General features: G+C 69.4%; 21 protein-coding genes and 1 pseudogene. 5 read left to right on the forward strand and 17 right to left on the reverse strand.

The window, feature by feature from the left end:
* Nucleotides 1-39 precede the first annotated feature (39 nt).
* The 3 genes from FGD71_RS46640 to FGD71_RS46650 form a co-directional block, all read right to left on the reverse strand.
* Nucleotides 40-993 carry a pectate lyase family protein gene (locus FGD71_RS46640; RefSeq protein WP_240437109.1) on the reverse strand — a complete coding sequence of 318 codons (954 nt, stop codon included), beginning with the start codon at nt 991-993 and terminating at the stop codon, nt 40-42.
* 189 nt (nt 994-1,182) lie between these two features.
* Complete coding sequence (locus FGD71_RS46645; RefSeq protein ID WP_181359411.1) at nt 1,183-2,217, reverse strand: arabinan endo-1,5-alpha-L-arabinosidase; 1,035 nt, start codon at nt 2,215-2,217, stop codon at nt 1,183-1,185.
* A 110-nt stretch (nt 2,218-2,327) separates the two neighbouring features.
* Nucleotides 2,328-2,591 (reverse strand): hypothetical protein, encoded by a 264-nt coding sequence (locus tag FGD71_RS46650; RefSeq protein WP_119106716.1) that lies wholly within the window; start codon nt 2,589-2,591, stop codon nt 2,328-2,330.
* A 145-nt stretch (nt 2,592-2,736) separates the two neighbouring features.
* On the opposite strand from FGD71_RS46650, the gene FGD71_RS46655 reads away from it, so the two are divergent.
* Nucleotides 2,737-3,642 carry a LysR family transcriptional regulator gene (locus FGD71_RS46655; RefSeq protein ID WP_119106801.1) on the forward strand — a complete coding sequence of 302 codons (906 nt, stop codon included), beginning with the start codon at nt 2,737-2,739 and terminating at the stop codon, nt 3,640-3,642.
* A gap of 46 nt (nt 3,643-3,688) precedes the next feature.
* Here FGD71_RS46655 and FGD71_RS46660 read toward each other — a convergent pair whose 3' ends face one another.
* On the reverse strand, nt 3,689-4,423 hold the full coding sequence (locus FGD71_RS46660) for a class I SAM-dependent methyltransferase (protein ID WP_119106717.1): 735 nt from the start codon (nt 4,421-4,423) through the stop codon (nt 3,689-3,691).
* Between the two features lie 164 nt (nt 4,424-4,587).
* Here FGD71_RS46660 and FGD71_RS50370 point away from each other — a divergent pair.
* Nucleotides 4,588-5,321, forward strand: a pseudogene (locus FGD71_RS50370) (peptidase associated/transthyretin-like domain-containing protein).
* Nucleotides 5,322-5,388: 67 nt separating this feature from the next.
* Here FGD71_RS50370 and FGD71_RS46670 read toward each other — a convergent pair.
* The 9 genes from FGD71_RS46670 to FGD71_RS46710 form a co-directional block, all read right to left on the reverse strand.
* On the reverse strand, nt 5,389-6,186 hold the full coding sequence (locus tag FGD71_RS46670; protein ID WP_240437116.1) for a carbohydrate ABC transporter permease: 798 nt from the start codon (nt 6,184-6,186) through the stop codon (nt 5,389-5,391).
* A 59-nt stretch (nt 6,187-6,245) separates the two neighbouring features.
* Nucleotides 6,246-7,196 carry a carbohydrate ABC transporter permease gene (locus tag FGD71_RS46675; RefSeq protein ID WP_119106719.1) on the reverse strand — a complete coding sequence of 317 codons (951 nt, stop codon included), beginning with the start codon at nt 7,194-7,196 and terminating at the stop codon, nt 6,246-6,248.
* Nucleotides 7,193-8,548 (reverse strand): extracellular solute-binding protein, encoded by a 1,356-nt coding sequence (locus FGD71_RS46680; RefSeq protein ID WP_162931419.1) that lies wholly within the window; start codon nt 8,546-8,548, stop codon nt 7,193-7,195. Before FGD71_RS46680 ends, FGD71_RS46675 begins: the two co-directional genes overlap by 4 nt.
* A gap of 107 nt (nt 8,549-8,655) precedes the next feature.
* A complete protein-coding gene (locus FGD71_RS46685) occupies nt 8,656-9,564 on the reverse strand; it encodes a sulfite exporter TauE/SafE family protein (protein WP_119106720.1) in 909 nt (302 codons plus the stop codon).
* A gap of 175 nt (nt 9,565-9,739) precedes the next feature.
* Nucleotides 9,740-11,251, reverse strand: a complete 1,512-nt coding sequence (arfA, locus tag FGD71_RS46690; RefSeq protein WP_119106721.1) for an arabinosylfuranosidase ArfA — start codon at nt 11,249-11,251, stop codon at nt 9,740-9,742.
* A 124-nt stretch (nt 11,252-11,375) separates the two neighbouring features.
* Nucleotides 11,376-12,344, reverse strand: a complete 969-nt coding sequence (locus tag FGD71_RS46695) for an arabinan endo-1,5-alpha-L-arabinosidase (RefSeq protein ID WP_119106803.1) — start codon at nt 12,342-12,344, stop codon at nt 11,376-11,378.
* 49 nt (nt 12,345-12,393) lie between these two features.
* Nucleotides 12,394-13,242 carry a carbohydrate ABC transporter permease gene (locus FGD71_RS46700; RefSeq protein ID WP_119106722.1) on the reverse strand — a complete coding sequence of 283 codons (849 nt, stop codon included), beginning with the start codon at nt 13,240-13,242 and terminating at the stop codon, nt 12,394-12,396.
* On the reverse strand, nt 13,239-14,186 hold the full coding sequence (locus tag FGD71_RS46705) for a carbohydrate ABC transporter permease (protein ID WP_162931420.1): 948 nt from the start codon (nt 14,184-14,186) through the stop codon (nt 13,239-13,241). The genes FGD71_RS46700 and FGD71_RS46705 overlap by 4 nt, the downstream gene beginning before the upstream one ends.
* Nucleotides 14,183-15,511, reverse strand: a complete 1,329-nt coding sequence (locus FGD71_RS46710; protein ID WP_119106723.1) for an extracellular solute-binding protein — start codon at nt 15,509-15,511, stop codon at nt 14,183-14,185. Before FGD71_RS46710 ends, FGD71_RS46705 begins: the two co-directional genes overlap by 4 nt.
* A 253-nt stretch (nt 15,512-15,764) precedes the next feature.
* Between FGD71_RS46710 and FGD71_RS46715 the strand changes: the two genes are divergently transcribed.
* Both FGD71_RS46715 and FGD71_RS46720 read left to right on the forward strand, forming a co-directional pair.
* Nucleotides 15,765-16,985 (forward strand): MAB_1171c family putative transporter, encoded by a 1,221-nt coding sequence (locus FGD71_RS46715; RefSeq protein WP_119106724.1) that lies wholly within the window; start codon nt 15,765-15,767, stop codon nt 16,983-16,985.
* The gene (locus tag FGD71_RS46720) at nt 16,978-18,423 is read left to right on the forward strand and encodes an NAD(P)/FAD-dependent oxidoreductase (protein WP_181359412.1); all 1,446 of its coding nucleotides are present in this window, start codon (nt 16,978-16,980) and stop codon (nt 18,421-18,423) included. The genes FGD71_RS46715 and FGD71_RS46720 overlap by 8 nt, the downstream gene beginning before the upstream one ends.
* A gap of 10 nt (nt 18,424-18,433) precedes the next feature.
* On the opposite strand, the gene FGD71_RS46725 is transcribed toward FGD71_RS46720, so the two are convergent.
* The 4 genes from FGD71_RS46725 to FGD71_RS47840 form a co-directional block, all read right to left on the reverse strand.
* Nucleotides 18,434-19,294: an SMP-30/gluconolactonase/LRE family protein gene (locus FGD71_RS46725; RefSeq protein ID WP_119106725.1), complete on the reverse strand. Its 861-nt coding sequence runs from the start codon at nt 19,292-19,294 to the stop codon at nt 18,434-18,436.
* Nucleotides 19,291-20,064 carry an IclR family transcriptional regulator gene (locus FGD71_RS46730; RefSeq protein WP_119106726.1) on the reverse strand — a complete coding sequence of 258 codons (774 nt, stop codon included), beginning with the start codon at nt 20,062-20,064 and terminating at the stop codon, nt 19,291-19,293. The genes FGD71_RS46725 and FGD71_RS46730 overlap by 4 nt, the downstream gene beginning before the upstream one ends.
* Before the next feature lie 198 nt (nt 20,065-20,262).
* Nucleotides 20,263-21,504, reverse strand: a complete 1,242-nt coding sequence (locus tag FGD71_RS46735) for a PucR-like N-terminal domain-containing protein (RefSeq protein WP_119106727.1) — start codon at nt 21,502-21,504, stop codon at nt 20,263-20,265.
* Nucleotides 21,505-21,506: 2 nt separating this feature from the next.
* Nucleotides 21,507-21,659, reverse strand: a complete 153-nt coding sequence (locus FGD71_RS47840) for a hypothetical protein (RefSeq protein WP_162931421.1) — start codon at nt 21,657-21,659, stop codon at nt 21,507-21,509.
* Nucleotides 21,660-21,917: 258 nt separating this feature from the next.
* On the opposite strand from FGD71_RS47840, the gene pgfA reads away from it, so the two are divergent.
* On the forward strand, nt 21,918-22,895 hold the full coding sequence (pgfA, locus tag FGD71_RS46740; RefSeq protein ID WP_119106728.1) for a cell envelope lipid trafficking protein PgfA: 978 nt from the start codon (nt 21,918-21,920) through the stop codon (nt 22,893-22,895).
* The last annotated feature ends 109 nt before the right edge of the window (nt 22,896-23,004 follow it).

A 23,004-nucleotide genomic window follows, 5' to 3' on the forward strand; every position in this document is an offset into this window, starting at 1 on the left:
ACCGGCACCCGCCGCCGACCCGTCCGTCGGGGGCCTCGCCTAGATCTTCCCGGCCCCGGCTCCCGCCGTCACCGAGGCGATCACGGAGGAGGCCGGTTCCGCCGAGTAGCTGTACGGCGGGGAGGTGAAGCTGCCCGCCTGTGAGATCTCCGTGGCGGCACCGCCGAGGTCGTTGCCGCGCAGCACCGCGTACCCGTCGACGTCGCTGCTGCGGTTCGTCGTCACGGCGACCTTGGTCGACCGGAACACGTTGTTCTCCACGAGGACCTGGGCGCCCATCCGGGAGTGCACGGCGGTGTCGGCGCCGGCCACGTAGTTGTCGTAGAAGTGGCCGGTGCCGAAGCGCAGACTCGGGATGCGCGAGTAGATGTTGCTGAAGTGGTTGTGGTGGTACGTCACGCGCAGATGGCCGGTGTCCTCGCCCGCGTTGTTGTCGCTGTGGCCGACGAGTGAGCCCTTGAAGTGGTCCCGGAAGATGTTCCAGGACACCGTGACGAAGTCGGACCCGTGGTTGATGTCGAGCAGACCGTCGTAGTAGTCCTTGTCGTGGTCGCGGTCCGCCGAGAAGGAGTTGTGGTCGATCCACACCTTCGTGGACTCCTGGACGGTGATGCCGTCCGAGGGCGCGAGCGGTTTGCTGATGTTGAGGTTGCGTACGACGACGTTCGACACCTCCTTCAGGCGCAGCCCGCCGCCGGTGAAGCCGGACGACGAACCGACGCCCAGCACCGTGGTGTTGGAGCCGATGTCGACCTGTCCGCTCAGCGTGATCAGTCCGGAGACCCGGACCACCTTGGCCGCGTTTGTGGTGACGGCCGCCTTGAACGCCGCGAGTGTGCTGACGGTGACGGGGGTGGCGTTGCCGCCTCCCGTCGTGCCCGCGCCGAAACCGATCGGTGAGGTCTCGGCGGCCGTGGCGGTCAGGGCCGGGATGCCCAGGGCGAGGGCGGTGGCTCCGGCGCCGGAGAGGGCGATGAAACGGCGTCGGCTCATGGTGGGGCGCATACGGATGTCCCTTCCGTGGGTGTGGGGGGTGCGCAGGCCCGCGAGGAGTGGGGGAAGAACACGCGGGCCTGCGCGGGGATGGGGCCGGGACCGAACTGTGGGCGCGGCCCGGCGACCGCGGTCAGGCCGGGGGCCGGCCCCGTGACGGCGTAGCCGGTGGACGTGCCGACCGCAGGGTCAGTAGGCGACGGGCCATCCGCTGCTCCAGTTCAGAAGGTTGACACCGAGCTTCGGAGTTCCGTTGTCCTGGCCGTCGTAGTAGTGGTAGACGATCAGGTCGCCGTCCACATCGTTCATGATCGACTGTCCGCCGGGGCCGATGTACCGGCCGTGCGACTCCAGCACGGGCGTACCACCGTTGTTCATCATCGCGACGCCGTTCTTGTCGCGGTACGGCCCGGTGACGCCGGTCGCCCGGCCGACCTTCACCTTGTAGGTGGAGCTCGTGCCGGCGCAGCATGTGTCGTACGAGGCGAACAGGTAGTAGTAGCCGCCCCGTTTGACGATGTACGGGGCCTCGACGGCCTTGGTCCCGGTGGGGCGCGACGCCAGCGAGTAGCGGGTGGTGTTGGACGAGAGCTGCTTCCCGGTCGACGGATTGATCTGGATCATCTTGATCCCGGTCCACCAACTGCCGAAGGACAGCCACCACTTGCCGTCGTCGTCCACGAAGAGGTTCGGGTCGATGGCGTTGTAGTCGTTCGACGCGCTCGAGGTGTGGACGATGCCCTGGTCGGTCCAGCTGCCCGGCCGGCCGGTGCTCGAAGTCGCCAGCCCGATGGCCGAGTTCTGCGAGCCGAAGGACGAGACCGAGTAGTACAGCAGGTACTTGCCGCCGTGGTACGAGAGGTCGGGCGCCCAGGCCTCCGGCACGGAGGAGTACCGCGACCACCAGCTGGGCCGCGAGGAGAACGCGTCGGCGCCGCCGCTGAAGGCGATGCGGTCGGTGGAGGTGCGGTTGCTGATGCCTCCGCCGGTGGCGTACAGCAGGTACTGGCCCGACGAAGTGCGCAGCATCGTCGGGTCGTGGACCACGGTCGAGCCGGTGACGGTGCCCGGGTTCGGATATGCGGACGCCGAGCTCGGGACGAGCGCGAGCAGGATGGCCGCGGGGACGGCGAGAAGAGTGGTTCTTCGGGAGGTGCGGCGCACGCGGAGCCTCCTTGCGTGGGGGCGTGGGGGGGGAACAGCCCGTTCGGTCACGTTCGGCATTTTGAACGCCGGTCATGACTTCGAACGGGACCGTAGAATCGAACCCCTTGCGCGTCAACGGTTCGCGCAGCACCTTCCAGCACGCCGGTCGTCGAATCGCGTTCGACAACTCACCTGTCGCAAAGCTGACTTGCCGCCCTGGACGTGCGCCTGCCCGGGTCGGCGGGGCGGCTGCGCGAGACGATGCGCATGCCGGTGACGTCCACGACACGCACTTGAAGCGAACCGCACCCGCAGCGGGTCCACACCGTGCTGCCCGCCGCGGTGGTGTGCCGGGACACCACCTGGAAGGGCTCCGCGCGGTCCGGCCAACCGCAGTGCGGGCATACGTCGCCGGTCGCGCCGCGGGCCCTGCCGTCGGCTGTGCTGGTCATCTGCGACTCCTCCTGTGCATGCAGGTATGTAAGGGGATACATCCGGAAACGGCTGGATGGACGGTCGCGACACAGCCAGGGTGTACCGACGCCTTTGTGTACGTCCAGGTTGACTTCCTGGACCTCACCTTGAAGCGTGGGCTTCATGATTGACCTACGCCGGTTGCATGTCCTCCGGGCGGTCGACCACTACGGAACGGTCACCGCCGCCGCCCGTGCCCTGCACTTCACCCCGTCCGCCGCCTCTCAGCAGATCCGGCAGCTCGCCCGCGACCTGGGCGTCGACCTGCTGGAGCCGCAGGGGCGCGGCGTACGGCTCACCCCGGCCGCGCAGAGCCTGCTGACGCATGCCGACGCGATCCAGGCCCACTGGGAGCGGGCCGAACTCGATCTGCGGGCCGACCACACCGACCCCGCCGGGCTGCTGCGGACGAGCGGCTTCCCCGTGGCCATCTCGGTCCTGCTCGCCCCGATGGCGGCACACCTGCGGGAACGCCACCCAAAACTCTGCGTCCGGATCCATGAGGCGGAGGTGACCGAGAGTTTCGATCTGCTCTTCGAGGGCGAGATCGATCTCGCCGTCGTCGAGGCCACCCCGCACAACCCGCCGCTCAGTGACGCCCGCTTCGACCAACAGCCGCTCCTGGACGACCCGTTCGACCTGGTCGTCCCCGACACGCACCGGCTGGCGGGGCGTACCCACGTCGATCTCAGGGACGCCGCCCGCGAGGACTGGATCGCCCCGGTGCCGAACAGCCCCTGCCGTCCGCACGTCCTTTCGGCGTGCGGCGCGGCCGGCTTCACGCCCGATGTCGTCCACCACGCGATGGACTGGAACGTCATGGCCCATCTGGTCGCCAACGGCCTGGGCGTCGCCCTGATCCCCCGCCTCGCCCATCTGACACCGCACCTGCCGATCAGCCGCGTACGCTGCACCGCCGACCCGCACCGCAAGCTCCTCACCTGCACCCGCAGCGGCGGCCACGAACGACCGGCCGTCGCGGCCGCCCTGCGCGAACTGCGCGCACTGGCACCTACGGCGGTGGCATGAGGCCGGCGCCCGGCAACGAGAGCCTGGAGCGATCACCTGCAGCGGGCTACTCCCCCTCCGGCCGCAGGGCGACGAAGACGAACTCCCGGCCCGGCCGGTCGGGGGCGTCGCGCACGTCGTCCACCACGTACCCCTGCGCGGTCAACTCCGCCTCGATCTCCGCCCGCTCGCGAGAACGCAGCGTCGAATCCGAGGTCAGTACCTGCCCGTCCGCGGCGAACACATAAGTCCAGCGGAAACTCACCAGCGGCTCACTGACCTCGACCAGGTCGACCCAGCTCTCGACCGCGCCGACGCCCGGAATCTCCACCACGCCGTACGAGGCGTCACGGTTCCACTCCTCCCAGGCGCGCTGCGCGGGATCCCGGGTCTCGAACACGAAACGCCCGCCCGGCCGCAGCGCTTCGTAAGCCCCTCGCAGGGTCATCCGCCACGCCTCGGAGTCGGTGATCTCCTGGGCGGCGTTCGCCGTCATGGTCGCGAGGTCGACCCGCAGCGGCGGGAGCGCCGTAGCATCACCATGGATCCAGCGCACCCGGTCGCCACCCGGCTTGGCCCGGGCCACATCGAGGGACGCGGCGGCCGGATCAACACCGACGACCTCGATCCCCCGGCCGGCCAGCGAAAGCGCGAACACGCCCGTCCCGCAGCCGATGTCCAGCACCCGGCGCGCCCCGAACTCCTCCACGACGCGGACGTACGCGTCGAGATCGCTTCGGTCGGGGTCGAGCGGGTCGTAGATCGCGGCGAGCCGGGGATTCCTGAATACCTCGCCAGCCATGAGACCAAAGGTATCCGGCGCGTCCGGGGCCGGGCAGGCTCGCGACGGCATGCGGAATGTGCCCCAACTCCGGTGGAAGCAGGGGACGTTGGGCGGTAGGTCCTCAGCTTCCGCACAGCCGCGCACCAAGGCTTTCCTCAGATACGCCCCTACGTTCTTGGCCCATGACCGAGAACACCACTCCCCACGGCAACGCCCCCGAGGCGTACTCCGACACCACCGTGTCCGGCAGGCACCGCCGGGACAAGAGCGTCCAGCGACGCCGTGTGCTGATCGGCGGCGGCACCATCGCCGTGACCGGCGGGCTGGCGGCGGCCGGGCTCGCAGCCGCCGAACCGAGCACCAGGAAGAAACAGACCAAGGCGTCGACCTCCGCCACCAGCAGCGTGTGCGTTCTCAACGCCGAGGTCACCGAGGGCCCGTACTCCCTCGAAGGCGCCCTCGTCCGCGAGGACATCAGGGAGGACAAATAGGGCTTCGAGGTCCGGTACACCTTCACGGTCGTCGACATCGCGAACGACTGCGCCCCGCTCGCGGACGCCCTGGTCGAGATCAGAACGGCCAGTGCGGCATCACCTCGATCTGGCCCGGCCACTACGTCTCCCGCGCCGTCCACGTCCATATGCGCGTCCACACGGACGTCACGCTCACCGACGACTCGTACACCGGTGGCGAGATCATCCACACCGGCCAGCTGTTCTTCGACCCGGACATCAACGAGGAGATCCAGGCGACCTCCCCGTACTCGGCCAACACCACCCCCGAGACCGCCCTCGCCGACGACAGCATCTACGACGACGGCGGCGCCTCCTCCGGTCTGCTGACGCTGACGGCACTGGGCTCCAGCGTGTCGGACGGCTACAAGGCCACGCTCACCGTCGGCATCGACAGCACCTGAGCCGAGGACCGAGCCGAAAGCAGCGTCGACGGCCCGGGACCAGAGCTGGAGTCCCGGGCCTTGCCCCTCACTGCCCCGACAAGCCCGTGTGCGCCACCCCCCGCACGATCTGCCGCTGGAACAGTACGAAGACGATCAGCAGCGGCAGGCCCGCGATGACGACCGACGCCATCATCTGCTCGTAGCGCAGGCCGTAGGAGGTCTGGACGTTGACCAGGCCCACCGGAAGGGTCATGCCGCCCGGGTCGGTGGTCACCAGGAACGGCCAGAGGAAGTTGTTCCAGGTGGAGATGAAGGTGAAGATACCCACAGCGGCCAGCACCGGGCGGGACAGTGGCATCACGATCGTCCAGAACACCCGCCAGCGGCCGGCGCCGTCGACGAAGGCCGCCTCCTCCAGTTCGCGGGGAACGCCGTCGAAGAACTTGACCAGGATGAACACCATGGCCGGGGCGGCGACTTGGGGCAGGATCACACCCCAGTAGGTGTCGACCAGGCCGAGTTGGACCATCTCGGCGAACAGCGGGGCCATCAGGACCTGGGGCGGAACCATGATTCCGGCGAGGACGACGGCGTACAGGATCTTGCGGCCGCGGAACTCCGTGCGGGAGAAGCCGTACGCCGCCATCGCGCAGAGCAGGACCGTCAGGATGGTGGTCATCACCGAGATGTACGCCGTGTTGAACATCCAGCGGCCGATGTCCCCCGCTTCCCAGACCTTCCGGTACGCGTCCAGGGTGAGGTGCGAGCCGATCCAGCGCAGGGGCGTCTTCGTTGCCTCGCCCTCCGGTTTGAGGGACGTCGCCACGGTCCAGGCCAGGGGGAGAATCCACACCACCGCTAGGATCAGGGCACCGGCCAGCATCACCCAGCGGCCCGGTGTCCAGCGGACCTTGCGTCCCTCGTCGGTTGACGTCAGCACGCTCACTTCGCTGCCTCCCCACTCCGGCGGGACAGCCGCAGCTGCACCAGTGAAACGACCACGATCAGTGCGAAGAAGATGTACGAGACGGCCGACGCGTAGCCGATGCGGTAGCCGGTGAACCCGGACTGGTAGACGTACTGGAGGATCGGGCGGGTCGAGTCGTCGGGGCCACCGCCCGTCATGATGTACACCTGGTCGAAGATCTTCAGGGAGGCCAGGATCTGGAGGATCAGGACCAGTCCCGTGGTGCGCTTCAGCAGCGGGAGGGTCACGTGCCGCAACCTGTGCCAAGCCCCCGCGCCGTCCAACTCCGCCGCCTCGTAGAGGTGTCGGGGGATGGACTGCAACGCCGCCAGGTAGAGAAGGAAGTTGAAACCGACCGTCCACCAGACCGTGGCGAGGACGATCGAGAGCATCGCGTAGCGCTCGTCCGTCAGCCAGCCGATGCCCGGGTGCAGGCCGAAGGCGGCGAGCAGCTGGTCCGCGAAGCCGAAGTCCGAGGGGAAGATCACCCAGAGGAACAGCAGACCGATCACGCCCGACGGCAGGAGGAAGGGCGCGAACCACGAGAGCCGCCACAGCCATTGGACGAACCGCAGGTGGTGCGAGAGCAGCGCCATGACCAGGCCCGTCACCACCAGCGGCACCGTCGACAGGATCGTGAACCAGATCGTGTTCCACAGTGACGACCAGACGCCCGGGTCCCGGAAGGCCTCCGCGTAGTTGTCGAAGCCGATGAACTCCCCTCCCTCACCGGTGATGTTGTCGCTGCGCAGGCTCATGCCGATGCCGGAGACCAGCGGCCAGAGGAGGAAGAGGGCGTAGGCGAGGAAGAAGGGGCCGATGAACATCAAGCCGTGCTCGGTCCACTTACGGCGGATGCCGACGGGCCGGGCCGCCGGTTTGTCCGCCGAGACCGGGACGGAGGTCGCGGTCGTCGTCGTGGTCACGCGGCACCTCCTGCGCTGCCGAGTGAATCGCTGCCAAGCGGATCGGGCGTGTCGAGCAGCTTCCGCAGTCTCTTCTTCGCCGCGCTCAGGGCGCCTCGCGGCGTGCGCGATCCGGTGAGGACGCCCGAGAAGACCGCGCCCAGCTGGATCCACATCGGCGAGGCCGAGCCCGCGAACCAGGCGGGCTGGTCGAGGACCACGTCGTCGATGACCGAGCGGTACTCGGACTGCGGCTCCAGCTTCAGATAGGCCGGTTCCTCCAGAGTCGGCAGATACGCGGGTACGTGGCCGCCCTTGGCCCAGTCAACGGAGTGCTTGAGCATCCAGGCGACGAAGGTGTGGACGGCCTCGGTCGCCGCGTCCGAGCGGCCGTCCTGATGCGGGAGCACGAAGGAGTGGCAGTCGGCCTGGGCGGCGGGGCGCCCGAAGAGCCCGGGTACGCGGGTCATGGAGAACGGCAGCTTGCTGGTGGCGAAGGTGGACACCTCCCACTCGCCGTTGAGGTGGAAGGCGGTCTTGCCGGCGTTGAACACCCCGATGGAGCCTGGGTAGTCGACGCGGCGGACCATCAGGCCGTCCTCGGTGAGCGAGGCCATGAACTCAAGGATCTCCAGGGCCTTGGCGTCGTCGAGCGCGAGGCGTCTGCCGTCCGCGGACAGGACCGTGCCGCCCAGCTGCGAGTAGAAGGTGGCGAACAGGCGCCAGGGCGTGACACAGTCGGGGCCCGTCGTCTCGGCGGTCAGCCCGGGTGCGCCCGTGGCCTTCTTCGCCGCGCGCAGGGCGTCCGTGAACTCCCGGGCGCTGCCGATGGTCCGGAGCTTCCCGCCGTCGCCGAGCAGCCCGGCCTTCTCGCAGACGTCGGTGTTGTAGTAGAGCACCATGGGGTGGGTGTCGAAGGGGATGGCGTACTGCTTCCCGTCGACCGTGCCGCGCTTCCAGATGGCCTCGGGGAACTGGCTGCTCCCGACGCCCAGTTCCCGGAGCCGGTCCAGGTCGAACGGGTCGAGGAGCCGCCCGGGGCCGAAGCCCGCGAGCCTGGCCAGGTGGAGGACCGCCACCTCGGGCGCCCGCCCGCCGGCCCCTGCCATGCTCAGCTTCGTGTAGTACGGAGTGCCCCATTGGAGCTGGGTCGCCTCCAGGTCGATCCCCGGGTGCTCCTTGGCGAACGCGTCGACCAGCGCGGTCATGTTGGCCCCGTCGCCACCGCCGAAGAGGTGCCAGTAGCGCAGCCGAGTCCTCCCCTCGGCACCGAAGGAGGGTGCGGCGCAGCCCGCCGCGCCCAGCGCCAGTCCTCCGGTGGCGGCGAGTAACTTCCGTCTGGTCAGGCGTGGTTCATGTCGTACATCGTTCACGGCCCGTCCTTGAGTTGTCCGAAATTCCGAACTATGCCCGTAACTTCGGACGGACCGTAGAGTCGAAGCGCTTCCGCGTCAACGGTTCGCGCAAGCTTTCGCGCGATCTAGACGGCGACCGGCTCCGCCACCTCGGCCGCCTCTTCCGTCGCCCTCTCCTTGCGGTGGGCGCGGATCGAGTAGGCCAGGGCGGCGGCCCACAGCGCGTACAGCAGGACGTAGACGGGGGTGCTCAGCGCGCTGGACACGGCGATCCAGTCGCTCTTCAGGAGCGTATTGACGTTGGTCACGATGATGACGCCGCCGACCGCGGAGCCGAGCACGCGCGGCGGGACGAGGCGTACCAGCCAGGCGGCTATCGGGGCGGCGATCAGCCCACCGAGGAGGAAGGCGGCGACCCAGGCCCAGTCGAGGCCCTGTGAGCCGAGGGAGAGGAGGAAGCCGAGGCTGGCGGCGATCGCGACCATGAACTCGCTGGTGTCGATCGAGCCGATCACCTTGCGGGGTTCCATGCGACCGCTGGCCAGCAGGGCCGGGGTACCGACCGGGCCCCAGCCGCCCCCGCCCGTCGCGTCCAGGAACCCGGCGACCAGCCCGAGCGGCGACAGGAACCGTTTGCCGAGCGGCTTGCCGAGGTTGCCCTTGGGCATACCGCGGAACGTGAACCGGGACATGACGTACAGGCCGAGCCCGAGCAGGATCAGCGACATCACCGGCTCGGCGACCCCGGTGGACAGCCGGGACAGGACGGTCGCGCCGAGGAACGCTCCAAGGGCGCCGGGCACGCCGATCCTGGCGACGACCTTCCAGTCCACGTTCCCGAAGCGCCAGTGCGCGGCCCCGGACATCAGGGTCGTACCGATCTCGGCGAGGTGGACCGTGGCCGAGGCCGCGGCCGGGTTGGTACCCAGGGCGAGCAGCAGGGTGGTCGAGGTCACGCCGTAGGCCATGCCAAGGCTGCCGTCCACCAACTGGGCCCCCAGGCCCGCCAGTGCGAGCAGTACCAGCGTGCGCATACGCGTCTGTCCCCTCATTCCCTAGCTTGCCTACCGGTTCAGTAGGAATTCCCGGACGAGGGTAGGCGATCAAGGTGAGAAGACGTTGAAGGCGATGTGAAGACGCATCACAGTCCGGGGCGGGCCAAAGGGGCTGATGTTCCAGCCCATTTGGCGCCCTGTCGTCCTGTGACCGTCACACCAGGCGGATCACGTTCCAGGAAAGCGGCTCCAGGACGCCGCTGAGCGTGCCGTCGTGGAGGGTGGTGTCCGTGACGGGGTGCGGGGTGACGCGGTCCGGGGTGTCGAGGGTGTTGCGGGCCTCGGGATCGGTGTCCGCCAGTGCGGAGTGCTCCAGAACCGAGGTCAACTCCAGGCCATTCAGCGCGACTTCGAGCGGAAGCCGCTCCGTCCGGCTGCGGTTGACCGCGAACACCGTCACCGAACCGTCCTCGGCGCGCACGGCCGTGGCGTGCAGCAGGTCCGTCTCGCCGTACTTCTTCGTCTCGTACGTCGGCGAGTCCACGCGGACGTCGAGGACCTGCCCACGCCCGTACCGGGAGGCCTGCGCGAACGGGAAGAACGTCGTCTGCCGCCAGGCCGGACCGCCCGGCTCCGTGAGGATCGGCGCGATGACGTTGACGAGTTGGGCGAGGCAGGCGACGGTCACCCGGTCCGCGTGCCGCAGCAGCGCGATGAGCAGGGAGCCGAAGACGACCGCGTCCATGACGCTGTAGTTGTTCTCCAGCAGACGGGGCGCCTGCGGCCAGTCCCGCGCGGAGGAGTCCTCGATCGCGTGCCACTCCGACGTGTACCAGACGTTCCACTCGTCGAAGGACAGGTTGATCTTCTTCTTGGACTTCAGCTTCGCGCCCACGTGGTCGCAGGTCGCGACGACGTTCTCGATGAAGGACTCCATGTCGACGGCGGAGGCGAGGAAGGAGTCGACGTCGCCGTCCTGGGGCTCGTAGTAGGCGTGCAGGGAGATGTGGTCGACGAGGTCGTACGTCTCCGCCAGGACGGTCGCCTCCCACGCGGCGAAGGTGGGCATGCCCTGGCTGGAGGACCCGCAGGCGACCAGTTCGACGGACGGGTCGATCTGCCGCATGGCCCGGGCGGTCTCGGCGGCGACGCGGCCGTATTCCTCGGCGGTCTTGTGCCCGGTCTGCCAGGGACCGTCCATCTCGTTTCCGAGGCACCACAGCCTGATCCCGAAGGGGTCCTTGTCGCCGTGGGCCGCGCGGAGGTCCGACAGGGCCGTGCCGGAGGGGTGGTTGGCGTACTCCTGGAGTTCCAGCGCCTCCGCGACCCCCCGGGTGCCCAGGTTGAGGGCCATCATCGGCTCGGCCTGCGGGCCGATCTTCTTCAGGAAGGCGATGTACTCGCTGAGCCCGAAGCGGTTGGTCTCCGTGGACCGCCAGGCGAGGTCGAGCCGGCGGGGCCGCTCGTCCGCGGGGCCCACCGAGTCCTCCCACTTGTAGCCGGAGACGAAGTTGCCTCCGGGGTAGCGGATCGTGGTCACGCCGAGCTCGCGGACGAGTTCGAGGACGTCGGTACGGAGGCCTCCGGCGTCGGCCGAGGGGTGGTCGGGTTCGTAGATGCCGGTGTAGACGCAGCGGCCGAGGTGCTCGACGAAGGAGCCGAAGAGACGCGGGTTGACCTCACCGATGGTGAAGGCGGGATCGAGGGTGAAGCGGGCGGTGCGCATCTTTTCCTTTCGAGGGGTTCAGTTTCGAGGGGTGCAGTTTCGAGGGGTGCAGTTTTGTCTGCGGGTCGTGTGTGGCTGGTCGCGCCCACGCGGCGGAGCCGCACATTGATGCTGCCCCGCGCCCCTAACCGGCGCTTGGCCAGCCGTTCTTTGTCCAGTTCAGGGTGTTCAGGCCCAGCTTGGGCGTGCCTGAGTCCTCTGCGTCGTAGTAGTGGTACGCCAGGATGTCTCGGCCCTTGTGCCTGAAGACCGACTCGCCGCCCGGGCCCACGTACCGGCCGTGGCCGGCCAGCAGCAGGTCGCCGCCGCCCTCCAGCAGGGGCTTGCCCGTGCTGTCGACGTACGGGCCGGTCACCGAGGTCGAGCGGCCGACTCTGATCTTGTACGTCGAGTTCACGCCCGCACAGCACGCGTCGTACGAGGCGAAGAGATAGAAGTAGCGACCGTGCCGGACGATGGACGGGCCCTCCACCGCGTACGGCGCGTCGGGGCGGGTTGCCAGGTGGTGGACCGTGGCGCCGGGGATCGCCTTGCCCGTCTTCGGGTTCAGCTCGATCATGCGGATGCCCGTCCAGTACGAGCCGAAGGACATCCACAGCTTGCCGTCCGCCCTGATGATCGCCGGGTCGATGGCGTTCCAGTCCTCGCCCCGCTCGGAGGCGAAGACCTTGCCGCGGTCGGTCCAGGTTCCGGGCAGGCCGGTCCGGGAGGTGGCGACGCCGATCGCGGAATGGTTCGTGCCCCAGGAGGAGACCGAGTAGTAGAGCCAGTACCTGCCGTGGCGGTACGAGATGTCGGGCGCCCAGGGGTCGCCGGTGTCGTTGTACTCGTACCACCACGCGGGCGGCTCGGCGAAGGCGTTGCCGGCGTCGGTCCAGTGCCTGAGGTTCTTGGACAGGCGGGCTCCGATCACGCCGCCCGTGGAGTAGGCGACGTACTGGCCGTTCTTGAGGCGGAGGACGGTCGGGTCGTGGATGATCTCCTGACCTGTGATCGGCCGGGGGTCGGGGTACTCGGCCGCCTGCGCCGTGGAGGGGAGGAGGGCGAGCAGGGCGGCGGCGGTCAGGGCCGTGGCGAGGCCGAAGCGTCTCAACGTGATCAACCGGCTCAACTTGCTCAACTGGCACTCTCCTTCGGTGACTTCACTGGCCCGCGAGACCGGTGTGGGCGACGCCCGCGACGATCTGCCGCTGGAAGAAGACGAAGACGATGATCAGGGGCAGGCCCGCCATGAGACCGCCGGCCATGAGCTGGGCCCACTGGATGCCGTAGGAGTTCATGACGGTCGCGATGCCGTTCGGCATCGTCATCAGGTCGGGGTTGTTGGTCGCCATGTACGGCCAGAGGAAGTTGTTCCACGACGCGATGAAGGTGAAGATCCCGACGGCGGAGAGTGAGGGACGGGAGAGCGGGAGAACGATGGTGAAGAAGATCCGCCAGCGTCCGGCGCCGTCGATGAACGCGGCCTCCTCGACCTCTCGCGGGATGCCCTGGAAGAACTTGTAGAGGATGTAGACCATGGCCGCGGGCGCGCACTGCGGCAGGATCATGCCCCAGTACGTGTCGATCATGCCCATCGACTGCACGGTCGTGAAGAGCGGGACGCCGAGGACGGCCGGAGAGATCATCAGGCCCGCCATCACCAGGCCGAGCAGCGCGTTCTTGCCGCGGAACTCGGTGCGTGCGAAGCCGTAGCCGGCGAGCGCGCTGACGAGTACGACGACGAAGGTGACGCAGATCGAGACGACCAGGGAGTTCACGAACCAGTTGGTGATGTTGCCGGTCTCGAAGATGTTCTTCCAGGCCTGGGCGGTCCAGTCCTTGGGGAGCCACCGGACCGGCACGGCGACGGCTTCGGCCTCCGATTTGAAGGAGGTGAACAGGGTCCACACGAGCGGGGCCGTCATCACCGCGGAGACGGCTGCGCCGACCACGGTGAGGATGATCTGGCTCGGGCTCCAGCTTTTGCGTACTCCGACGCCGGCACTCATCGGGTGCCCTCCTCACGCTTGCGCAGCAGCCACATCCGCCCCAGGGCGACGATGGCGATGATCAGGAAGAAGAGGATGGAGATCGCGGAGGCATAGCCGACGCGATAGCTGGTGAAGCCCTGTTCGAGGGTGTACTGGACCAGCGTGCGGGTCGATTGCTCCGGCCCCGGACCGAACTCGTACATCACCACGACCTGGTCGAAGACCTGGAGCGAGGCGAGGATCTGGAGCGCCACGACCAAGCCGGTGATGTTGCGCAGCATCGGCAGGGTGATGCGGATCATGCGGTGCCAGGCGTTCGCGCCGTCCAGGGCGGCGGCCTCGTACAGGTGCGGCGGGATGTTCTGCAGGGCGGCCAGGTAGAGCAGGAAGCTGAAGCCGACGGTCCACCACAGGGTGGCGATGACGACGGCGGTCATGGCCGTGGACTTCTGGGTGAGCCAGGCCGATTCCAGGCCGAAGATGTGGTCGATCAGTCCGGTGTCCGGGTTGAACATCCAGCGCCACATGTTGCCGACGACGGCGGACGGCAGCAGGAACGGGGCGAAGAAGCACAGCCGCCAGAGCCACTTGGCGTGCTCGATGTGGTGGGCGAGCATGGCGAGGAGGAAGGCGGCGACGACGATGCAGGGCACCACGAGGAGCGTGAAGTAGGCGCTGTGGCCGAGAGATTCCCACATCAGGGGATCGCCGAGCGCCTCGCGGTAGTTGTCCAGGCCGACGAAGCTCGCGCCCTCACCGGTGATGTTGGCGTCGGTCAGGCTCAGCCACAGGCCGCGCAGGATGGGGACGAGAACGAAGAGCGCGTACAGGAGCAGGAACGGGGCGACGAACCAGCCGCCGTGCTGGAGCATACGACCGAGCCGGGCCCGGTTGCCGTCCTCCGCGACCGCGGCCACGGAGCGTACGGCGCCGGGGACGGCCGTGGTGTCGAGGGTGGTCATGCCGCGCCGCCTCCCATCGGGTTCCTCATCTCCAGGAGCCCTTCCAGGACTCGGCGCATTCGGCGGGCCACCGCTTCGGGTTTCACCGAGCCGAGGTTGGCGGCGACGACCACGGGGCCGATGCGCTGGGAGAGAGTGCCGCTGGAACCCGAGAACCAGGCCTCGGGTTCGAGTGCCATGTGGTCCATCGCGGAGGCGTACTCGGACTGCGGCCGGAGCTTCTGGTACGCCGGGTCGGAGAGGGTCGGCAGGTGGGCGGGGATGTGGCCGCCGCCCGCCCAGTCGACGGCGTGCAGGACGATGTGTGCGGCCAGTCGGTGGGCGGCCTCGTTGCCGGCGCCGCCGCGTTCGGCCTGGCGGGGCAGGACGAAGGCGTGCGACTCCGCCTGGGTCGCGGGCTTGCCGAAGAGGGCCGGCAGCGGGGTGGCACCGTAGTCGAGCTTGGGTCCGGAGTAGACCGGCACGGACCACCCGCCCTCCCAGACGAAGGCACCGCCGTTGATGAAGTGCTCGGCGTCGGGGGCGCCCGGGACGTTGTAGCCGTCGGTGATGTGCCGGCGCAGGAACTCCAGGACCTCGGTGGCCTTGTCGGTGTCGAAGGTGACGTCGGTGAGGCCGGAGTCGTAGTAGGTGCCGCCCGCCTGGGCGTAGAAGGACATGAAGAACCACCAGGCGAAGTTCTGGTCGGAGGCGTGCACGCCGACCGTCTGGATTCCCCTCCTGACGGCTTTCTTGGCGGCCTTCAGCGCGTCGAACCAGTCGTCGGTGGAGGTGAGCGGGACGAGGTTGCCGTCGTCACCGATCAGCCCGGCCTTCTCGCAGACGTCCTTGCGGTAGAAGTTCAGCTGAGGGTGGATGTCGAGGGGCAGGGCGTACAGCTTGCCGTCGATGACGGACCGTTTCCACAGTGCCGGGTCGAAGTCCTCTTCCCTCACCCCGTATCGGGCGAGGATCTCCCTGTCGAAGGGATCCAGAAGCCGCTCGGGCGCGAAGCCGGCGAGTCGGCCGAGGTGCGTCACCCCCAGTTCGGGGGCGCGGTCGCCGGCGGCCGCCATGGCCAGCTTGGTGTAGTACGGATTGCCCCACCGAAGCGTGGAGTCCTTCACGTCGATGCCGGGGTTCGCCTTACGGAAGGCGTCCAGCATCGCGATCATGTTGGCGCCGTCGCCCCCGCTGAAGAGGTTCCAGTAGCGCACCCGCGTCCCCGCGCCGGAGGCGAGGGCGTCGGCGCCCGTCCCCACCGCGGCGAAACCTAAGCTCCCGGCAACGGCCAACCCGCCCAGGCCGCCCAGGAGTTGTCTGCGATTCAGGTCAGGTTGTCCCACTACCCCGCCTTTGTTCGACATATCGAATATCGCACGTAACTTCGAACGGGACCGTAAAATCGAAGCGCTTGCGCGTCAATGGGGCCTACGGAACTTCAGCTGGGCCGGGATATGACGAGGTCTCACGAAACGCGTAATCTCGGCCCGCACGGCAACGACCCGAACAACTTGGATGACTTGGACGACTTGACCGGCCGACCCTCCGGGAGCACACGATGAGCGCGCCCTGTCGGGCAGAACGGCCCTCGCGGCGATGAATCCTTCCGAATTCTTCGGCGAGCTGTACATCTCGTTCTGGATACCGACCGCGGTCCTGGCCGCCGCACTGGTGATCAAGCTGCCCAGCATCATCAAGCTCTGGAGGGACCCGCTGCTGCGAGCGGTCGGCGGCCTGCTGCTGCTCGCCTGCTGTGTGTTCGTCTTCGCGGCGCCGCCGGCCATCGCCTGGACCAACCGGGTCACCGGTGTGGCGAACATCGCGGCGCCGTGGGTGTACTCCCTCATCACCGCGTTCTGCGCGTCCTGCCTCCTGCTGATCATCGCCTGGCGCAACGGCCTGTCCGACCGCTCGGCGTCGACTCGCCGCGCCACGCGGTGGGTCGTCGCCGTCTACAGCGGCGTGATCATCGCCCTGTGGGTGCTCTTCGCGCTCGCGGACGTCCGCGTCGAGCGGGTGCGGGACCTGGACACGTACTACGCCACCACGCCCTTCATGCGGGAAGAGATCGTGCTCTACCTGCTCGCGCACACCGTGGCCTGCCTGATCACGTCCAGGCTGATCTGGAACTGGGTGCGCACCGGCGGACTCGACGCCTGGCTGCGCGGCGGACTGCAGTGCCTGGGCGCCGGCTACGCGATGAACCTGCTCTACGACGGCGCGAAGCTCACGGCCGTCCTCGCCCGCTGGACCGGACACGATCTGGACTGGCTGAGCACGGACGTGGCTCCGCCGGTCGCCTGCCTCTCCGCCATCCTGATCGCGGTCGGCTTCATCCTCCCCCACGCCGGCCAGTACCTGCACGGCCGCTGGCGCGTCCGGCTCGGCCACTGGAACCTCAGGCCCCTGTACCTGCTGATGCGGACCGCCACCGGCACCGGCGTCCCCGTCACGCTCCGGGCCACCGCGGAGCTGCGCCTGACGCACCGTGAGACATTCATCCGCGACGCTCTCCTCCAACTGGCCCCCCATATCGACGAAGACGTGCATCGACGGGCGTACGCCGCGGCACTCGGCCTCGGATTCGAGCCGGGCCGGGCGAAGGCCCTCGCCGCGGCCGTGACGATCCAGGCAGCCGTCCACGCCAAGGACCGAGCGGGCAAGGACGAGTACTCCGCCCCCTCCGGCAGCCCGAACACCATGGATCTGCTCCAGGACATCGAGGGCGTGTCCCGAGCCCTCGCCGAAACCGACGACATCAAGGCGGTACGTACCCACGCGGCTGCCGAGGAAGAGAGCGTGCCGGCGCATGAGTGACCGTCCTGCCCCCGCCCGGCGGCCCGTCAGGTCCGCCGTCGTCCTCGGCGGATCCCACGCGGGCATGCTCGCGGCCCGTGCCCTGGCCGAGTTCGCGGACGTCGTCACCGTCGTCGAGCGCGATGTCCTGCCCGCCGGGCCCGAACGCCGCAAGAACCTCCCGCAGGCACGGCACGCCCACTTGCTGTGGTCCGGCGGCGCGCGAGCCGTCGAGGATCTGGTGCCCGGTACCACCGAACTGCTCCTGGCGGCCGGAGCGCACCGGCTGGCGGTCACGACGGACATGGTCGCCCTGTCGCCGAAGGGCTGGTACCGGCGCTGGCCCGAGTCGCACTACATGATCCTGTGCAGCCGTGACCTGCTCGACGCGACCGTCCGGGCCCAAGTCCTCGACGACGACCGGATCACCCTGCTCGAGCGCACCGAGGCGGTGGGGCTCGACAGCAGGGACGGCACCGGCGGCACCGACGGCACCCTCGCGGTCACCGGAGTCCGCTTACGGGGCGTCGACGGAGAGGAGCGCACGCTCACGGCCGATCTGGTGGTCGACGCCACCGGCCGCGCCTCCCGTACGCCCCAGTGGCTCGGGGCCCTGGGGCTTCCCGGACCGGCCCGGCGGACGGTCGACTCCGGCCTCGCGTACGCCAGCCGCATCTACCGCGCCCCAAAGCGGGCCCGTCAGGGCTACCCGGTCGTCAACGTGCTGGCGGACCAGCGTGCAGGGGTCCCCGGCCGGGCCGGAGTGCTGCTCCCCATCGAGGGCGGACAGTGGCTCGTCACGCTGTCCGGTACGACCGGCGGCGAACCCTCCGCCGCCGACGACGACTTCGTACGGTTCGCGCGGGAAGAGCTGCGCCACCCGATCCTCGGCGAGCTGCTCGCGCACGCCGAGCCACTGACCGACGTGGGGTTCACCCGCACCACCGCCAACCGCCGTCATTACTACGAGCGGCTGCCGGCCTGGCCCGAGAACCTCACCGTCCTCGGTGACGCGCTCGCCGCGTACAACCCGATCTACGGGCACGGCATGTCGGTCGCGGCCCAAAGCGCCCTGGCCCTACGCGAGGTGATCCGCCGTCAGGGCTGGGGCAGCCCCGGGCTGGCGCGACGTATCCAGAAGGCGGTGGCCGGCCCCGTCAACGCGGCCTGGGACCTGGCCACCGGCCAGGACGTCTTCTACCCGGGCGCGACGCGGAACGGTCCCACGCTCCGGGAGCGGATCGTCGCCGCGTACGTCGACCGCCTGCTGCACACCGCGATGGGCAACGGCCGTATCGCCCGCAGGCTGACCGACGTCACCTCACTCCAGCGGGGCGGGCACGTACTCCTCGCCCCCAGCGTGCTCCTCGCGGCCGCGATCGGCCCGCTCAAGCCTCCGCTGGCCGGGCCGCCCCTCACCACCGGGGAGCGCGAGGCGGCAGGCGGCCCGGACCAGTAACCATCGGGCGCTATCCGGCGAACGCCGGCTGCGCCAGGCCCTTCCCCGCGCCCGGCAGCACCAGCACCGAGCCCGACATCGGGTGCGGTGCCTCCAGGCCCGTACGGGCCGTGGTGATGTACAGGTCGGTCAGGTCGGCGCCGCCGAAGGCGCAGGCCGTGGGGCGGCGGACGGGGAGCGGGACCACTCGGTCCAGCTCGCCGGAGGGCGTGTAGCGGCGGACGGCGCCGCCGTCCCAGAGGGCCACCCAGACGCAGCCGTCGGCGTCGACGGTGAGCCCGTCGGGGAAGCCGGCGCCGTCCTCGACGGCCGCCAACTGCCGCCTGTTGACCAGCCGGTGGTTCGCCGCGTCGGCATCGACGTCGAACACGTCGATGCGGCGCGTCGGCGAGTCGATGTAGTACATCAGGCGTCCGTCGGGGCTCCAGCCCGTGCCGTTGCTGACGGCCACGTCGTCGAGGACGACCTCCACCGTGCCGTCGGCGGTGACACGGGAGAGGGAGCCACCGCCCGGCGCCTCGTCGTAGCGCATGGTGCCCGCCCACAGTGCGCCGTCGGGGGCGACCGCCGCGTCGTTGGCCCGGCGTCCGGGCACGGGGTCCCGGTGCAGCCAGCGGAAGTCGTCGGCGCCGGGCCCGTAGAGCCCCACGCCGTCCCGGAGGTTGACCACCAGTCCGCCGCCCGCGCGCGGCTTCGCGGCGCCCACGTGCTGCTCGGTCACCATGACCGTGCGGCGGCCGGAGACGGGATCGTACGTATGGACCCTGGACCCGAGTATGTCGACCCAGATCAGCCGCCCGGCGGCCGGATCCCAGGTGGGCCCCTCACCCAGCGCGGCCTGTTCGCGGACCGCGACCTCCACGTCGCTCATGCCGGGCTCCGATGTCCGAGCCGCTCGGACAGCTCGGCCGCGCCCTTCGCGGCGAGCTGCTCCAGCTCCCCGCGGCGCTCCTCGCTCCAGCGGATCATGGGTACCGAGATGGAGAGCGCGGCGACGACCTTCCCCGTGCGGTCGCGCACGGGCGCGGCCACACAGCTGACGTCCGGGTTCGACTCGCGGCTCTCCACGGCGACACCCCGGCTGCGGATCTCGGCGAGAGCCTCGCGCAGGGCGGCCGGGTCGGTGATGCTGTTGGGCGTCATCCCGGTCAGCTCGGCGTCCTGGGGGATCCGCGAGGTCAGCTCGGACTCGGGGAGCGAGGCGAGCAGCATCTTGCCCACGGACGTGCAGTGTGCGGGGAGCCGGCGGCCGGCGGCGGACACCATGCGCACGGCGTGCGTGGAGTCGACCTTGGCGATGTAGATGACGTCGGTGCCCTCCAGGATCGCCACGTGCACGGTCTCGTCGCAGGTCTCGGCGACGGACCGGGCGACCTGCTGCCCCTCGGCGGCGAGGTCGAGCTGCTCGGAGTACCGGCTGCCGAGCTGGTACGGACGCACGCCGAGGCGGTAACGTCCGGGCTGACCCGGTACGGGCGCGATGTACGAACGTGCGGCCAGCGTGGTCACCAGCTCGTGCACGGTGGTGCGCGGCAACTGGAGCCGACGCACTATGTCGGGGGCGGAGAGCGTCCCGTCCCCGTCGAGAAAGAGCTCAAGAATGTCGAGAGCCCGGGTCACGGCTGGTACGAGGCGTCCCACGGCCGGCTCCCTCCCTATGTTCGATATTTCAACAGACGATCGGCATGACGAACACAGGCTACTCATGTGGGTTTCCGCGGGCAATGGCCTGACCGTCACGGGTGGGTAGCGGGAGGAGCGGAACAATCCGGTCAAAGGGGATGCCTGGGCGGGAGAAGCGGGCGCGGGCGGCGGGGAAAGCGGCCGGGGGCCGAGCCGTCAGCGCAGGGAGCGTGGGTCCCCGAGCCGGCCCCGAAGCCGCTGCGCCCGCAGGACTAACTCCAGCTCGAACCGCCGGTCGGGATCGTCGATCTCGTCGCCCCAGAGCTCGCGGATCTGGCGGAGGCGGTAGCGGACGGTCTGCGGGTGAACGCCAAGGCGGGCGGCCACCTCGGGAGCGCCACCCCTGGTTTCCAGCCATGCCAGCAGCGTCTCCGCCAGGCGCCGTCCGTGCGTGGGCCCGCAGTGGGCGAGCGGCTCCAGACACCGCAGCGCCAGGTCGTCGATCAGCTCCTCCGGCTGCAGCAGGACCAGCGCCTCGGTGTGCTCCGTGCAGTACAGCACCTCTCCCGAGGGCAGCAGGGCCCGCTCCATCAGCCTCACCGCCGCTTCGGCCCAGCGCAGCGACTTCGCCGCGTCGGCGAGCGGTACCGGCGGCCCGATCGCGCCCGCCCACCCGCTCATCGCGCGCCGGAGCAGCTCGGGCCGCCCCGCGGCGTCCGGGTCGGGCACGACCATCCGGGGCTGCTCGCACTCCATGTCCAGCAGCACGCCCTGGCTCACGGCGGGGGCCACGGCCTCCCGGGCGGGCCGCAGCAGCACGCCCACCGCGACCTTGTCGGGCAGCGGCCAGCCGATCCGCGCGGCCCGCTCGGCGAGCGCGTCGGCCGGATCGCCCCGGTGGTGCTCGGCGAGCAGCAGCTCCATGAGCCCGCGCTGGAGGCGGAGCCGCTCCCCCGCCTGCCGGGCCGCGGCCTCCGCGTAGCCGCGTACGGACTGGTCGACGAGCCCGTCCAGGTACTCGTAGCCGGCGTCGACCAGCTCGTACATCGCGGGCGGCGGGATCTCCACGCGCTGTCCGATCTCGGCGAAACGGCGCCAGGCGAGCCGTACCCCGAGACGGTAGATCGCCTGCAGCGAGTCGAGACTGCGGCCGTGCAGCCCCTCGCCCCGGCCGAACTCCTGGAAGACCCCGGGAGGCACTCGCGGGCGGCCCTCGGCGGTCTCCAGATGCTGGACGAAGACCTCGATGGCCCGGCGGATGCCGATCAGCGCCATGGGCTCGCCGGAGTCGTCGAGCACGACGGGCAGGTGGGGGTATTCGCGGCGTATCTCGCCGAGGATCTCCTCGGCCAGCTCGGGCGCCTCGGCCATGGCGATCGCGGCGAACCGCCGCACCTGAAGGCGGGGCACGTCGTGCCAGGCCGAGCGCACGGTGAGGGATCCCGGGCGGAGGGGCATGATCAGCGCTCCCGGCCGGCCGTCTCGTAGGTGATGAGCGGGGTGTTCGGTTGCTCGGGAGTCGCATAGAGCAGCGCGACGATGCCGAGGGCGGCGCCGACGGCGAGCGCGGCGGCGGCCGCGACGGTCAGCAGGGCGGCAAGCAGTCTGGGCATCGCAGGGTCAGCCTCTCTGAGGTCGTCCCACCCCGGTCACCCCGCACCAGCGGCTTGTGCGGTCCCGGCCGGCAGCCGGTCCCGCCCGGTCCTGAACCAGTCCCACCCGGCCCCGTCCGGAAGAGCCCAGTCTCGGCAATGCATTGACACTCCGTCAAGAGTGCGCCTACGGTTCCCGGCCCATACCGCACGTGCACCCTCCCCCACCGTGCCGCCACATCACTGTGCCGCGTCACCACAAGCCCCTGGAGTGCCCGGATGCGCCGTACTGCCTCACCCTTGTCCCTGATCCTGCTGGGTCTGGGCGTGTTCCTGCTCGTCCTGGCCCCGCTGCTCGCCTGGTACGTCGAGCCACGCGCCCAGCGCACCCCGATCGACATCGACTCGAAGACCGTGTTCACCGGCACGGGCAGCTACTTCGACACGGGCGAGATCGAGACCGTCCACGACAAGAAGATCACCATCACCCGCCAGGTCAGGGGCGATGTCTCCGACAGCGAGAAGAGCGGCCGGGCGGTCTGGGACGTGTCCACCTCCGTCGACAACGACAAGTCGCTGCCCGCGGCGGATCCGCACGACGCGCTGCAGTGGACGACGGAGCGCTGGGTGACCGACCGGAAGACGAACACACCGGTGCACTGCTGCCAGGAGGAGCCGTACTTCGACGGCGAGGCGTATCTGAAGTTCCCCTTCGACGTACAGAAACGCTCGTACCGCTGGTGGGACAACACGCTCGGCTCGACGGTCACGCTGAAGTACCGGGGCACGAAGAAGATCCAGGGGTACGAGGGCTACCGGTTCACCGGCACCGTCGCCGCCACGAAGACCGGCACCCGGCTGGTGCCGGGCAGCATCGTGGGGGAACCCGAGCGCAGCCAGGTGCTGGCCGAGGAGTGGTACGCCAACCACGGCATCGAACTGGTCGCCGACCAGCGCACGGGCCGGATCATCTACGCGGCGATCGGGCCCCGCAAGACACTGCGGGCACCCGGTTCCGACAAGGACGCGGCGGTCCTGCTGGACAGCGAGCGCATCGCCTTCACCAAGGAGACCCAGAAGGAGCAGGTGGAGCTCGCCGACGCGGACAGCGGTCAGCTGCGGATGGTGGGGCAGACGCTGCCTGTGGGGGCGGGTGCGCTGGGTTCGGTCCTCGCACTGGCGGGAGTCGTTTTGGTGGTACGAGGGCGTCCACATCCCGAAACGACCGAGACATCCCAGCAGCCGCTCACGATGTGATGAGACGTCAGCTGGAAAAGGCCCCGAATTTGTCACCTCGGTGAGTAGCCGCATCGAACCGCTGGGCGAAAACTATCCACCCCCACCCAAGCACAGACCTCCCACAGCA

It is taken from the genome of Streptomyces sporangiiformans (assembly GCF_005768555.2).
In the GTDB taxonomy this organism is placed as follows: Bacteria; Actinomycetota; Actinomycetes; order Streptomycetales; family Streptomycetaceae; genus Streptomyces; species Streptomyces sporangiiformans.

What these genes read in the sequence shown, in the direction of transcription:
- FGD71_RS46640 (WP_240437109.1), bottom strand. Translation starts at nt 993, where the DNA reads ATGAGCCGACGCCGTTTCATCGCCCTCTCCGGCGCCGGAGCCACCGCC.
- FGD71_RS46645 (WP_181359411.1), bottom strand. Translation starts at nt 2,217, where the DNA reads ATGCCGAACGTGACCGAACGGGCTGTTCCCCCCCCACGCCCCCACGCA.
- FGD71_RS46650 (WP_119106716.1), bottom strand. Translation starts at nt 2,591, where the DNA reads ATGACCAGCACAGCCGACGGCAGGGCCCGCGGCGCGACCGGCGACGTA.
- FGD71_RS46655 (WP_119106801.1), top strand. Translation starts at nt 2,737, where the DNA reads ATGATTGACCTACGCCGGTTGCATGTCCTCCGGGCGGTCGACCACTAC.
- FGD71_RS46660 (WP_119106717.1), bottom strand. Translation starts at nt 4,423, where the DNA reads ATGGCTGGCGAGGTATTCAGGAATCCCCGGCTCGCCGCGATCTACGAC.
- FGD71_RS46670 (WP_240437116.1), bottom strand. Translation starts at nt 6,186, where the DNA reads ATGCTGGCCGGTGCCCTGATCCTAGCGGTGGTGTGGATTCTCCCCCTG.
- FGD71_RS46685 (WP_119106720.1), bottom strand. Translation starts at nt 9,564, where the DNA reads ATGCGCACGCTGGTACTGCTCGCACTGGCGGGCCTGGGGGCCCAGTTG.
- arfA (WP_119106721.1), bottom strand. Translation starts at nt 11,251, where the DNA reads ATGCGCACCGCCCGCTTCACCCTCGATCCCGCCTTCACCATCGGTGAG.
- FGD71_RS46700 (WP_119106722.1), bottom strand. Translation starts at nt 13,242, where the DNA reads ATGAGTGCCGGCGTCGGAGTACGCAAAAGCTGGAGCCCGAGCCAGATC.
- FGD71_RS46705 (WP_162931420.1), bottom strand. Translation starts at nt 14,186, where the DNA reads ATGACCACCCTCGACACCACGGCCGTCCCCGGCGCCGTACGCTCCGTG.
- FGD71_RS46715 (WP_119106724.1), top strand. Translation starts at nt 15,765, where the DNA reads ATGAATCCTTCCGAATTCTTCGGCGAGCTGTACATCTCGTTCTGGATA.
- FGD71_RS46720 (WP_181359412.1), top strand. Translation starts at nt 16,978, where the DNA reads ATGAGTGACCGTCCTGCCCCCGCCCGGCGGCCCGTCAGGTCCGCCGTC.
- FGD71_RS46725 (WP_119106725.1), bottom strand. Translation starts at nt 19,294, where the DNA reads ATGAGCGACGTGGAGGTCGCGGTCCGCGAACAGGCCGCGCTGGGTGAG.
- FGD71_RS46735 (WP_119106727.1), bottom strand. Translation starts at nt 21,504, where the DNA reads ATGCCCCTCCGCCCGGGATCCCTCACCGTGCGCTCGGCCTGGCACGAC.
- FGD71_RS47840 (WP_162931421.1), bottom strand. Translation starts at nt 21,659, where the DNA reads ATGCCCAGACTGCTTGCCGCCCTGCTGACCGTCGCGGCCGCCGCCGCG.
- pgfA (WP_119106728.1), top strand. Translation starts at nt 21,918, where the DNA reads ATGCGCCGTACTGCCTCACCCTTGTCCCTGATCCTGCTGGGTCTGGGC.